This window comes from Actinophytocola sp. NPDC049390, from assembly GCF_044466355.1.
Taxonomy (GTDB): domain Bacteria; phylum Actinomycetota; class Actinomycetes; order Mycobacteriales; family Pseudonocardiaceae; genus Actinophytocola.
In genome coordinates this window covers 53,033-65,457 of sequence record NZ_JBITMQ010000021.1, presented here as the reverse complement: position 1 = coordinate 65,457, position 12,425 = coordinate 53,033, and the positions used below count along the sequence as shown (strand labels likewise).

Annotated in this window: 13 protein-coding genes; 9 read left to right on the top strand and 4 right to left on the bottom strand. The window is 71.9% G+C overall.

From position 1 onward, the window contains the following. Positions 1-8: 8 nt before the first annotated feature. The 4 genes from ACIBVP_RS41035 to ACIBVP_RS41020 are packed head-to-tail and all read right to left on the bottom strand — an operon-like array spanning position 9 to position 3,127. A complete protein-coding gene (locus ACIBVP_RS41035; protein WP_396111978.1) occupies positions 9-1,157 on the bottom strand; it encodes a transketolase C-terminal domain-containing protein in 1,149 nt (382 codons plus the stop codon). Further along, a complete protein-coding gene (locus tag ACIBVP_RS41030) occupies positions 1,150-1,701 on the bottom strand; it encodes a 2-oxoacid:acceptor oxidoreductase family protein (protein ID WP_396111976.1) in 552 nt (183 codons plus the stop codon). The genes ACIBVP_RS41035 and ACIBVP_RS41030 overlap by 8 nt, the downstream gene beginning before the upstream one ends. Before the next feature lie 5 nt (positions 1,702-1,706). After that, positions 1,707-2,219: a pyridoxamine 5'-phosphate oxidase family protein gene (locus ACIBVP_RS41025; RefSeq protein WP_396111975.1), complete on the bottom strand. Its 513-nt coding sequence runs from the start codon at positions 2,217-2,219 to the stop codon at positions 1,707-1,709. A gap of 11 nt (positions 2,220-2,230) precedes the next feature. Next, positions 2,231-3,127, bottom strand: coding sequence for a class I fructose-bisphosphate aldolase (locus tag ACIBVP_RS41020; RefSeq protein ID WP_396111974.1), 897 nt, complete (start codon positions 3,125-3,127; stop codon positions 2,231-2,233). Positions 3,128-3,262: 135 nt separating this feature from the next. On the opposite strand from ACIBVP_RS41020, the gene hypF reads away from it, so the two are divergent. The 9 genes from hypF to ACIBVP_RS40975 are packed head-to-tail and all read left to right on the top strand — an operon-like array spanning position 3,263 to position 12,421. Continuing rightward, positions 3,263-5,554, top strand: coding sequence for a carbamoyltransferase HypF (hypF, locus tag ACIBVP_RS41015; RefSeq protein WP_396111973.1), 2,292 nt, complete (start codon positions 3,263-3,265; stop codon positions 5,552-5,554). 5 nt (positions 5,555-5,559) lie between these two features. Then, positions 5,560-5,805: a HypC/HybG/HupF family hydrogenase formation chaperone gene (locus ACIBVP_RS41010; RefSeq protein ID WP_396111972.1), complete on the top strand. Its 246-nt coding sequence runs from the start codon at positions 5,560-5,562 to the stop codon at positions 5,803-5,805. Next, a complete protein-coding gene (hypD, locus tag ACIBVP_RS41005) occupies positions 5,802-6,905 on the top strand; it encodes a hydrogenase formation protein HypD (protein WP_396111971.1) in 1,104 nt (367 codons plus the stop codon). Before ACIBVP_RS41010 ends, hypD begins: the two co-directional genes overlap by 4 nt. Further along, a complete protein-coding gene (gene hypE / locus ACIBVP_RS41000) occupies positions 6,902-7,954 on the top strand; it encodes a hydrogenase expression/formation protein HypE (RefSeq protein ID WP_396111970.1) in 1,053 nt (350 codons plus the stop codon). The genes hypD and hypE overlap by 4 nt, the downstream gene beginning before the upstream one ends. Before the next feature lie 11 nt (positions 7,955-7,965). Then, positions 7,966-9,081 (top strand): 4Fe-4S dicluster domain-containing protein, encoded by a 1,116-nt coding sequence (locus tag ACIBVP_RS40995; protein WP_396111969.1) that lies wholly within the window; start codon positions 7,966-7,968, stop codon positions 9,079-9,081. Continuing rightward, positions 9,074-9,925: an FAD/NAD(P)-binding protein gene (locus tag ACIBVP_RS40990; protein WP_396111968.1), complete on the top strand. Its 852-nt coding sequence runs from the start codon at positions 9,074-9,076 to the stop codon at positions 9,923-9,925. Before ACIBVP_RS40995 ends, ACIBVP_RS40990 begins: the two co-directional genes overlap by 8 nt. Then, positions 9,926-10,693: an oxidoreductase gene (locus ACIBVP_RS40985; RefSeq protein ID WP_396111967.1), complete on the top strand. Its 768-nt coding sequence runs from the start codon at positions 9,926-9,928 to the stop codon at positions 10,691-10,693. It begins immediately after the preceding gene. Further along, positions 10,674-11,972, top strand: a complete 1,299-nt coding sequence (locus tag ACIBVP_RS40980; RefSeq protein ID WP_396111966.1) for a Ni/Fe hydrogenase subunit alpha — start codon at positions 10,674-10,676, stop codon at positions 11,970-11,972. Before ACIBVP_RS40985 ends, ACIBVP_RS40980 begins: the two co-directional genes overlap by 20 nt. Continuing rightward, positions 11,969-12,421 carry a hydrogenase maturation protease gene (locus ACIBVP_RS40975; RefSeq protein ID WP_396111965.1) on the top strand — a complete coding sequence of 151 codons (453 nt, stop codon included), beginning with the start codon at positions 11,969-11,971 and terminating at the stop codon, positions 12,419-12,421. Before ACIBVP_RS40980 ends, ACIBVP_RS40975 begins: the two co-directional genes overlap by 4 nt. The last annotated feature ends 4 nt before the right edge of the window (positions 12,422-12,425 follow it).

The window sequence follows — 12,425 nt, the reverse complement described above, 5'->3', positions numbered from 1 at the left end:
CGCGGTTCTCAACTTTCGATGAGGGTCGTGTCGAGGTCCAGGAAGGTCAGCGCGTCCAGGTCGGTCCGCGTGAGGAGGTCGTGCAGTGACGCCTCGGTGACCGGCCGCCCGCCGAGCCCGGCGACGACCGTGTGCAGCCGCCGCCCGGGCAGGGCGCCACGCACGTCCGCGGTCACGATGCCGCCCGTGCCGACGGAGAACGCCCGCTCCAGCACGATCACCCGCGCGGGCTCCCCGACGGCGGCACGCACGGCGTCGTACGGGAACGGCCGGAACGTCGTGATGCCGACGACACCGACCCGCACGCCATCCGCCCGCAGTGCGTCCACCGTGTCCTTGACCGTGCCCAGCACAGAACCGAGCGCGATCACCACGGTGTCCGCGTCCTCCACCCGGTACGGGCGGACCAGCCCGCCCGAGGACCGGCCGAACCGACGGGAGAACTCCTCCGCGACGTCCGGAATGACGGCCAGCGCGTCGAGCTGCCGCAGGTGCGCCAGGTACCGGACCTCCGTGAACGCCTCCGGCCCGACCATCGCCCCGATCGACACCGGCTCGGCGGGGTCGAGGACCTGCCTCGGCTCGTAGGGCGGCAGGAACGCGTCCACCTCGCCCTGTGCCGGCACGTCGACGCGCTCGAACGCGTGGGTCAGCACGAAGCCGTCCATGCACACCATGACCGGCACGGACAGCTCCTCGGCGATGCGGAACGCCTGCGGGTGCAGGTCGAGCGCCTCCTGGTTGTTCTCGGCGTAGAGCTGCAGCCAGCCGCTGTCGCGCTGGGACATCGAGTCGCTGTGGTCGTTCCAGATGTTGATCGGCGCGCCGATCGCCCGGTTGGCGACGGTCATCACGATCGGCAGCCCGAGGCCGGACGCGTTGTAGACGGCCTCGACCATGTACAACAGCCCTTGGCTGGCGGTGGCCGTGTACGCACGGGCCCCGGTCGCCGACGCCCCGATCGCGGCGGACATCGCGGCGACCTCCGACTCGACGTTCACGTACTCGCAGGGGTGGAGCACACCGGACTTCACCATCGCGGACAGTGCCTCGACGATGTGCGTCTGCGGCGAGATGGGGTAGGCGCTGATCACCTCAGGCCTGCACAGGGCGACACCCTCGGCGACGGCACGGGAGCCCTCGATCTGCCTAAGCATGGGCTGGTTCCCCCTTCGCGGCGCGGACGATCCCGTACGCCCTCATGGCCGCGGCGACGTTCGCCTCGGCGATCTCGGCGGGGAACCGGTCCCGGATGGCCGCGTACACCGCGGCCGGTGACACCAGTCCGCTCGCGGCGGAGAACGCGCCGAGCAGCGCCGCGTTGGGCACCGGTCGCCCGACCAGTTCGCGTGCGATCTCGGTGGCGGGCAGGGAGAACACGGTGCGGCCGACGACCGCGATGTCCTGTGTGGAGTTGACGAGGACGAAACCGTCCGGCCGCAGTCCGTCGAGCACGGGCACCGCGCCGAACAACGTGGGGTCCTGCACGATCACCGCGTTGGGGCGCGCGATCGGCGCGTGCGTGCGGATGGGCCGGTCGGCGACACGGCAGAACGCCACGACCGGGGCACCGGTGCGTTCGGAACCGAAGCTGGGGAACGCCTGCGCGTGCCGGCCCTCCAGGAACGCGGCCACCGACAGCAACTCGGCGGCGGTGACCACGCCCTGCCCACCACGCCCGTGCACCCGTACCTCGTACACAGGACTCACTCCCCAGGCAGCGGCGGCGACACTGACACCGGCACGCGGGCACGCGCCGTCGCGGGCTCACGCATCCGCAGCAGGGGCACGCCGATGCCGTACAGCACGAAGTCGCCATCCGGCTCGATCTCCACGACCCGGCACGACGCGCGGCGCTCGGCAGGCACCAGGTGTGACAGGCGTTCGGGCAACACCGAGGCCGGCCGCACGGTCGCGTGGCCGTGGAAGCTGATCGTGGCGGGCGGGATCGGTGCGACGAGCGCGAGCACGCCGCCGCGGTGCACCGGCACCGTCACCGCGACCCGGCCGTCCGCAGCCAGGTGCCTGGCCTTCCAGCTGTGCGGCGCCACCACCGCGTACAACCGCCGGTCCTCGACGGCGTACACCACTCCGCTCGACCGCGGCGCGCCGGCCGCGGTGACCTGGCTGATCACCGCGAACGACGCCTTGGTCAGCTCACGCCAGACCTGCTCGGTCGTCGTCGCGGGCCGCTGTGCCTCCCGTGCTGTCGTCACCATCGTGTTCCTCCTCATGGCGCGCTGTCGTACTTGGCGAGCAGCTCGCGCAGCCGCTCGACGAACCGCAGCGAGTCGTCGTGGTCGCGCTGCCACACGTTGCGGCCGAAGATGAGTCCCGTCGCGCCCGCGTCCATCGACTGCCGGGCCTTCTCGAACATCGCCTCGTCGCCCGCTTTCGCGCCGCCGGACACCAGCACCATCGTGCGGTTGGCCGAACGCACCACCGCGTCGATGGCGTCCTGCGTGGTGAAGGCCGCGCCGTACTGCTCGGGGGTGCCGTCCTGCTTCTCCGGGTGCGGGAAGTTCACCTTCACCACGTCGGCACCCAGCTCACTCGCGACCCGTGCCGCGTAGTCCACGGCGTAGAAGGAGTTCTTGCCGCCCTTGGCCTCGACGGCCGACCCGCGCGGGTAGGCCCAGACGATCAGCGGCATGCCGAGACGCTCGGCGTCCGCGCGGACCTGGCGGTACTGCGCGAAGTCCTGCTCCTGGGCCGGGGTGCCGACGTACAGGGTGTAGCCGACGGCGTCCGCGCCGAGGCGGACCGCGTCCGCGACGCTCCCGTGCACCGGGGACAACGCCGCGGAGTCCGGCGGGATGTCGGTCTTCCCGTTCAGCTTCAGCACCAGCGGCAGTTCACCGGCGAAGTCCCAGTAGAACTTCTCCGCGAGGCCGATCTGGAGCACGACGCCGTTGAACCCGCCTTCGAGCGCGAGCCGGATCACGTACTTCGGGTCGCCGGACGCCGGGTTGGCGAAGAAGTCGCGCGGACCGTGTTCGAAACCCTGGTCGTACGGCAGGAACAGTGCCGTGCCGTTGCGCAGGCCGTGCTGGTGCAGGATGCGGTGGAGTCGCGCCTTCTTCCCGGTGTCGAGTCCGAGTCGTGCCAGCGATGGACGTGTGGACATCGCGCACTCCTTTCCCCTTGGTGCCGTACCACCACGTTCGCGCCGTGGCGCGCGGGTACCCAGTACCGTTGGTCAGGCGCCACGAGGACCAAGTGCCCTGGCTGCCACCTGTGCGCCACCGGCACGCTCGGGTTCGTGACGACCGACGTCCAATCCAGCAGCGCAGCCGAGACCGCCGTCCTGGTACGGGTGTACGGCACGGTGCAGGGCGTCGGGTTCCGGCCGTTCGTCTACCGCCTCGCCGTGAACCTCGGGCTGCGCGGCGGGGTGCGCAACGCGGGCGGGCATGTCGCCATCCGGCTCGCGGGCCCGACGGCCGCTGTCGACGAGTTCCTGGCGCGTCTCACCATGGATGCTCCCCGGCAGTCCGAGATCGTCCGGGTCGCGGTCACGACCGACGCCACCGGCGCGGGTGCCGGGTTCAGCATCGACGCCAGCGGCGCCGACCCGGCAGGCTCCCGCGACCTGCCCCCTGACCTGGCGACTTGCGACGCCTGCGTGCACGAGTTGTTCGACCCCGCCGACCGGCGGTACCGCTACCCCTTCCTGAACTGCACGGACTGCGGCCCGCGCGCGACCATCGTCGGCGACCTGCCCTACGACCGCGCGCGGACGGCGATGCTGGCCTTCCCGATGTGCGGCCCCTGCGCGGCGGAGTACCGGGATCCGGCGAACCGCCGGTTCCACGCCGAGCCGACCGCCTGCCCCTCCTGCGGCCCGCGGCTGCGTTTCGGTGCCGCGACCGGAGAAGCCGCACTGCGCGCCGCCGAGGCGGTGATCGCCGGTGGTGGGCTCGTGGCGGTCAAGGGCGTCGGCGGCTACCAACTGGTCTGCGCCGCGGACGCCGAGGCAGCGGTGCGGCGGCTGCGTGCCGCGAAGCACCGGCCCCGCAAGCCGTTCGCGGTCATGGCCCGCGACCTGGCGATGGCCAGGACACTCACGATCGTCGACCTGCCCGCCGCGAACGCCCTCCACTCGACTGCCCAGCCGATCGTGCTGCTGCCGAGGCGTGCGGACACGGCAGTCGCCGACGACGTGGCGCCCGGGCTGGCGGAGCTGGGTGTGTTCCTCCCCTACAGCCCACTGCACCACCTGCTGCTGGCGGATCTCGCCACACCCCTCGTGGTGACGAGCGGCAACCGGACCGGCGAACCGATCGCGATCGACGACGGCCGCGCGGCGGCGACACTGGGCCCGTTCGTCGACGGCATCCTCACCCACGACCGCGCGGTGTGGTCCCGCTACGACGATTCCGTGGTCCGGATCGTCGGCGGCCAGAGGCAGGTGATCCGCCGTGCCCGCGGTTACTCCCCCGCACCGCTGCCGCTGCCGGTGCGGACGCCAGCACCGCTGCTCGCGGTGGGCGCGCAGCTGAAGAACACCGTCACCCTGGGTATCGGCGACCGGGCGGTCGCCGGCCCGCACCTCGGCGACCTGTCCGATGTGGACACCTACACCGCGTTCACCGAGTCGGTCGCGGCGCTGTCGCGCCTGCACGCGGTCGAGCCGCGGATCGCCGCCCACGACCTGCACCCCGGTTACCTGTCCACCCAGCACGCGCGAGAGCGGTGGCCCGCGCGGGACAGGATCGGGGTGCAGCACCACCACGCGCACGTCGCCGCGACCGCCGCGGAGCACGGGGTGACCGGGCCGTTCCTCGGCCTCGCGTACGACGGCCTCGGGCTCGGCGACGACGGCACGCTGTGGGGCGGCGAACTGCTGCTGTGCGACTACACGAGCTACCGCAGGTGCGGCAGGTTCGGCACGGCCCCGCTGCCCGGCGGCGAGGCCGCGGTCCGCAAACCGGTCAGGATGGCGCTCGGCTACCTCTTCGGGGCGGAGGACCACGTTCCTGAGCACCTGGCGCAGGGGCTCACCGCACGCCTCCGCGACCGGGAGGTCGCACTCATCCGCCGGATGATCGAGGCGAACGTCAACTGCCCGAGGGCATCCAGCGCGGGACGGCTCTTCGACGCCGTCGCCGCACTGCTCGGCCTCTGCGACGAGACCACCTACGAGGGTGAGGCCGCGGTGCTGCTGGAGGCGGCGGCGCGGCGTGCCACGACGAGCACGCCGCTGCGGTGGACGCTGCACAGGCGCGCGGGGCTCTGGGTCTACGACGCGGCGCACACGCTCGCCGACGTGATCACCACCGACGCCCCGGCCGAGGCCGTCGCACGGCGTTTCCACCACACCGTCACCGAGGTCTCGTTGGCCATGGTCACCGAGGCCGTGCGGGAGACGGGCGTGCGCACCGTCTGCCTCGGCGGCGGTGTCTTCCAGAACGCGCTCCTCGCCGGCGAACTGGTCGCTGCCCTCACCGCACAGGACCTCGACGTCCACATCGGACAGCGGGTGCCGGTCAACGACGGCGGCATCAGCTACGGGCAGGCGGCCGTGGCGGCCGCCACGATCGGCGAGGGGTGAGCCCTGTGTGCCTTGGTGTTCCGGGACGGATCGTCGCCATCGACGCCGAGGAGCCCTGGCTGGGCACGGTCGACTTCGACGGCGTCCAGCGGCCCGTGTGCCTCGCATACACACCGGAAGCGCGGCTCGGTGACTACGTGATCGTCCACGTCGGCTTCGCGATCAGCCGGGTCGACGAGGACGAGGCGGCACGCACCTTCGCCGTGCTGAAGGCTATGCCCGACGCACTGGCCGGGGAGCTGGGCCCATGAAGTACCTCGACGAGTACCGCGACCCGGCGTTGGCCCGTAGCCTGCTCGCCGAGCTGGCCGCCACCGCGACCCGCCCGTGGGCGATCATGGAGGTCTGCGGTGGGCAGACCCACACCCTCGTCCGGCAGGGCATCGACGAACTGTTGCCCGCCGGGATGCGCATGATCCACGGGCCCGGCTGCCCGGTGTGCGTCACGCCCCTCGCGATGGTCGACAAGGCGGTGGCGATCGCGAGCCGCCCTGGCGTGGTCTTCACCAGCTACGGCGACATGCTCCGGGTGCCTGGCACCACCGGTGACCTGCTCGGGGTGAGGGCGCGGGGTGGTGACGTGCGGCTGGTGTACACCCCGCTCGACGCCGTCAGGCTCGCCGAACGGAACCCGGGCAGGCAGGTCGTGTTCTTCGCCGTCGGCTTCGAGACGACCGCGCCCGCGAACGCCATGGCCGTGCTGCGGGCCGCGGCACTCGGGCTGGACAACTTCACCGTGCTGGTCAGCCACGTGCTGGTGCCGCCGGCGATCACCGCCATCCTCGACGCCGCCGACAACCAGGTGCAGGCGTTCCTGGCGGCCGGGCACGTGTGCGCGGTCATGGGGTGGACCGAGTACGAGCCGCTCGCCGCTCGCTACCACGTCCCGATCGTGGTGACCGGCTTCGAACCGCTCGACCTGATCGAGGGCATCCTCATGACCACGCGGCAACTGGAGGAGGGGCGGGCCGAAGTCGAGAACCAGTACGCCCGCGCGGTCAGCCGCACGGGCAACACCGAGGCGCAGTCGGCCGTGCGGCGGGTGTTCCGGCTCACCGACCGCGACTGGCGCGGCATCGGCACGATCCCCACCAGCGGCCTCACCCTCACCGAGCGGTTCGCGGCGTTCGACGCCGAGACCCGCTTCGCCGTCGCCGATCTGCACGCTCACGAGAACCCGGACTGCGTCGCCGGTGAGGTGCTCCGAGGCACCCGGCTGCCGACCTCGTGCGCCGCCTACGGCACCCGGTGCACCCCGAGGACCCCGCTCGGCGCGCCCATGGTGTCCGCAGAAGGCACCTGCGCCGCCTTCTACCACGCCGGCCGCCTGTCCACAGTGGAGGAACGATGAGCACGGTCGACCCGGTCGTGATGACCTGTCCCGCGCCCCGCGCCGAGACCGAACGGGTGCTGCTCGGCCACGGCTCCGGCGGTCAGCTGATGGCAGAGCTGCTGCGGGACGTGATCACGCCCCAGCTGGGTGGTGGCGGCGTGCTGGAGGACGCCGCGGTCGTCCCCGTCGGCACGGCACAGCTCGTCTTCAGCACCGACAGCTTCGTCGTCACCCCGAGGTTCTTCCCCGGCGGCGACATCGGCTCGCTGGCGGTGCACGGCACGGTCAACGACATCGCGATGCGTGGCGCGGAACCGGTCGCGCTGTCGGTGGCCTACGTCCTCGAGGAAGGGTTGCCCATAGCGGAACTGCGGCGGATCACCGCATCGGTCGCCGCGGCGGCGACCGATGCGGGCGTGCCGGTGGTCACCGGCGACACGAAGGTCGTCGAGCGGGGCGGCGCCGACGGCATCTACCTGACCACGACGGGAATCGGCGTCCGCGTGGCGGGCGTCGACCCGTCGGCGGCCCGGTGCCGGCCCGGTGACCTGGTGCTGCTGTCGGGACCGATCGGTGCGCACGGCATGGCGGTCCTGTCCGCACGTGATGACCTCGGCTTCGACTCCGGCATCGTCTCCGACAGCAGGCCGCTGCACCGCCTCGTGCGGGCGATGTTGGAGGTCGGCGGCGATGCCGTGCACGCGCTGCGCGATCCCACCCGTGGCGGCGTGGCGAGCGCGCTGAACGAACTCGCCGACGCCTCCGCCGTGTCGATCGAACTGGACGAGCAGGCGCTGCCGGTGCCACGCGACGTGGCGGCGGCGTGCGAGCTGCTCGGGTTGGACCCCTTGCACGTCGCCAACGAGGGCTGCCTGGTCGCGATGGTCGCCCCGGCCGCGGCGGACCGGATCCTCACCGCGATGCGCGACAGACCAGATGGCGTCGCGGCCACCGTGATCGGCCGGGTCGGTGACGGCCCGGCGGGACGCGTCACGGTCCGCACGCTCGTGGGGTCCTCGCGAGTTCTGGACATGCTCGTCGGGGAGCAACTTCCCCGCATCTGCTGAGGAGGCCGGCCATGGAACTCGTTGAGCACGACGACCTCGACGTGCTGATCAGGGTGCTCCTCGACCAGGGATACACCGTGGTCGGGCCGACGGTGCGGGACAGCGCGATCGTCCTCGCCGAACTGACCGGCGCCGATCAACTGCCGAGTGGCTGGGGCGTCGCGACCGACGCCGGCAGCTACCGCCTGGTGGCCAGGGACGACAGCGCGGCGTTCGCCCACTCGGCGGGTCCGCAGTCATGGAAGTCCTTTATCCACCCGGCGCACGAACGGATCACGACCAGCGACTGGGACGAGTCCGGCATGGTGTTCCGTGCCGCGGCCGAACCCCGGCCGAGGTACGCGTTTCTCGGCGTGCGGCCGTGCGACCTCGCGGCCATGGGCGTGCTCGACGGCGTCCTTGCCCGCTGCGCGTACCCGGACCCGGGCTACACCGCACGCCGGGACGGGGTGTTCGTGGTCGCGGTCAACTGCACCGAGCCCGCCGCCACGTGCTTCTGCGTGTCCATGGGCGGTGGGCCGCGCGCCCAAGGGGGTTACGACCTCGTCATGACCGAGCGGGTCGACGACACGGGCCACCGGTACGTGGTCGAGGCGGGCAGCGAGGCGGGTCGACGGGTGCTCGACTCGGTACCGCACCGGACCGCGGACGCCGCCGACGTCGAAGCCGCCGACGCGGACCTCACCGCGGCGGCGGAGCGGATGGGCAGAGACGTGGGCAGAGCGATGCCGGAGATCGACCTGCGGCAGCTGCTGGCCGACAACCGCGAGTCCCCGCTGTGGGACGAGGTCGCGAGCCGCTGCCTGTCCTGCGCCAACTGCACGATGGTGTGCCCGACCTGTTTCTGCACCACCACCGAGGACGTCACCGACCTGACCGGAGACCACGCGGAACGCTGGCGCCGCTGGGACTCCTGCTTCAACGCCGACTTCTCCTACCTGCACGGCGGCGCGGTCCGCACCAGCACCGCGAGCCGGTACCGACAGTGGATCAGCCACAAGCTCAGCACCTGGCACGACCAGTTCGGCACGTCGGGGTGTGTCGGGTGCGGCCGGTGCGTCACGTGGTGCCCGGTGGGCATCGACATCACCGAAGAGGCCGCGAAGCTGGCGGGCAGCCATGACTGAGACGCTCACCCGCCCAGCCATCAGGGAGCCGATGCTGCCGACCGCGTACACGGTGGTGGACCGGGCCATCGAGACCGGTGACAGCGCGACGCTCACCCTCGCTCCGGTCGGCAGGCCGCTGCCACGGTTCCTGCCCGGCCAGTTCACGATGATCAACGCACCGGGTGTCGGCGAGATCGCGGTGTCGATCAGCGGCGACCCGCGCTTCGAGCGCATCCTCGTCCAGACCGTGCGGGCGGTCGGCGCGGTCAGCCGCGCGGTCCACGACGCGGCAACCGGCACGGTGCTCGGCGTGCGCGGGCCCTTCGGCACCGACTGGGACCTGCCGAGCGCGGCAGGCGCCGACCTGTTGCTGGTCGCGGGCGGGATCGGGCTCGCACCGCTGCGGCCCGCCCTGCTCGGCGCCCTCGCCGACCGGACCCGGTACCGCCGGATCACGCTCGTGCTCGGGGCCCGCACCCCGGCCGAGTTCCTGTACCGCGACGAGGTCCGCTCCTGGGAGCGGCGCCCCGACCTCACCGTGCTGTCGACCGTGGACCACCCGGTGCCGGGGTGGCATGGGCCGGTGGGGCTCGTGACCGCCCCGCTCGCGGCGGTGGACCTGGACCCCGCGCACACGGTCGCGTTCCTGTGCGGGCCGGAAGTGATGATGCGGTTCAGCGCGGACCTGCTCGTCGACCGCGGTGTGCCACCCGAGCGCGTCCGGTTGTCGTTGGAGCGCAACATGAAGTGCGGCATCGGCTCGTGCGGACACTGCCAGTTCGGTCCACTCCTCGTCTGCCGGGACGGCCCCGTCGTCCACTACGGACAGGTGGCGGACCTGCTCACTGTGCGGGAGCTCTAGATGAACACACCGACACTCGCGGTCTGGAAGCTCACCTCGTGCGACGGCTGCCAGCTCACCCTCCTCAACTGCGAGGACGAGTTGCTGCCGCTCGCCGGTCAGGTGCGGATCAGGCACTTCATCGAGGCGTCCAGCGCCATCGAGCCTGGCCCGTACGACGTGTCGCTCGTCGAGGGCTCGGTCACGACCCCGGAGGAGGCCGAGCGGATCAAGGACATCCGGGCACAGTCGCGGGTGCTGGTCGTGCTCGGCGCGTGCGCCACCGCCGGCGGCATCCAGGCGCTGCGCAACTTCGGTGACGTGGCCGAGTTCAGCTCACTGGTCTATGCCCGGCCGGAACACATCGCGACGCTCGCCACGTCGACCCCGGTGTCCGCCCACGTACCGGTCGACTATGAGCTGCGCGGGTGCCCGATCGACCGCCACCAGCTGCTGGAGGTGCTGTCGGCGTTCCTGGTCGGCCGCAAGCCGGACCTGCCGGACGACAGCGTGTGCACCGAGTGCAAGCGGCGAGGGATCCCGTGCGTGATGGTCAGCGAGGGCACCCCGTGCCTCGGCCCGGTCACGCACGCCGGCTGCGGCGCGCTGTGCCCGGCGTACCGGCGCGGGTGCTTCGGCTGCTTCGGCCCGGTGGGCAGGCCGAACACCGGCTCGCTCACCCGCGTGCTGCGTGCTCGCGGCATGTCCGGGGTGGACCTCCACCGCGTGTTCCGCACCTTCACCGCGACGACGTTCCAGGGAGCGGACGATGACCCACCGCAGCGGTAGCCGCCGCCTCGGCGTCAAGGCGCTTACCCGCGTGGAGGGCGAGGGCGGGCTGCACGTCACCGTCCACGACGGACAGGTGACCGACGTGGCGCTGCACATCTACGAACCACCCCGGTTCTTCGAGGCGTTCCTCCGCGGTCGTGGCTACAGCGAACCCCCGGACATCACCGCCCGCATCTGCGGGATCTGCCCGGTCGCGTACCAGATGAGCGCCTGCCAGGCCATCGAGGACGCGTGCGGAGTGCGGATCGGCGGCCAGCTCGCCGAGCTGCGCAGACTCCTGTACTGCGGCGAGTGGATCGAGAGCCACGCACTCCACATGTACCTGCTGCACGCCCCGGACTTCCTGGGGCTGCCGGACGCCATCGCCCTCGCGCAGCGGGACCGTGCCACCGTCGAACGCGGTCTCGCGCTCAAGAAGGCGGGCAACGCGATCATGGAGCTGGTCGGCGGCAGGGCGATCCACCCGGTCAACGTGAAGGTCGGCGGGTTCTACCGCCTGCCGACGACACAGGAACTGGGGACATTGGCCGAGCCCCTCCGCCGGGCACTCGACGACGCCGTCACCACCGCCCGGTGGGCCGCCACGTTCGACTTCCCGGACGTCATGGTTCCCCACGAGTTCCTGGCGCTTCGGGCTCCAGGCCGGTACCCGATCGACTCCGGCACCCTCGCCTCCAGCGGCGGCCTCGACTTCGCCCCCGCCGACTACCTCGCCCATGTCGAGGAGCACCAGGTCCCGCATTCCACCGCGCTGCACGCGGCACTGGACGGCCGTACGTTCCTGGTCGGCCCGCTCGCCCGCTACACGCTCAACCAGCAGTGGCTATCGCCGCTCGCGCGTGAGGTGGCCGCCGACGTCGGACTCGGCCCGCACTGTCGCAACCCGTTCCGCGGCATCCTCGTCCGTGCCGTGGAGACGATCTACGCCATCGACGAGGCGCTGCGGATCATCGCGGCCTACGATCCACCCGCACAGCCGGCCGTCGACGTCCCGCCCTGGGCGGGCATCGGTCACGGCGTCACCGAGGCACCCCGCGGCCTGCTCTACCACCGCTACCGCATCACCGAGGACGGCACGATCGCCGACGCCACGATCGTCCCGCCGACCGCCCAGAACCAGCCCGCGATCGAGGACGACCTGCGCCGGGTGGTGGCGGAGTCCCTCCACCTCGACGACCACGCACTCGCGCACCTCTGCGAACGTGCCATCCGCAACTACGACCCGTGCATCTCCTGCTCGGCGCACTTCCTCGACCTCACGGTGACCCGCACGTGAACGCGGTCGTCATCGGCGTGGGCAACGAGTACCGCCGCGACGACGGCATCGGTCCGGCCGTCGCCGCACGGGTCGCAGACGTGCGCGGACCCGGCGTCCGGGTGGTGATCACCGACGGCGAACCCGCTCGCCTGCTGGACGCGTGGACCGGCACGGACGTCACGGTGGTCGTCGACGCCGTGGTGGTCCGGGATCCGAGCCCAGGCCGTGTCCACCGCCTCACCGTCGACGCCCTCCCCGAGGGGCAGGCCGTGCCCAGCTCCCACGGCATGGGCATACCGGAGGCCGTGGAACTGGCCAGGGCGCTCAATCGGCTGCCAGGACGGCTCGTGTTCTACACGGTCGAGATCGGCGACACCGGCTACGGCACCGGGCTGTCGGCTCCGGTCGCCGCCGCGGTCGGCCCGGTCACCGCGGCGGTGCTGCGGGAGCTGTCCGTCTCCGAGTGACCCG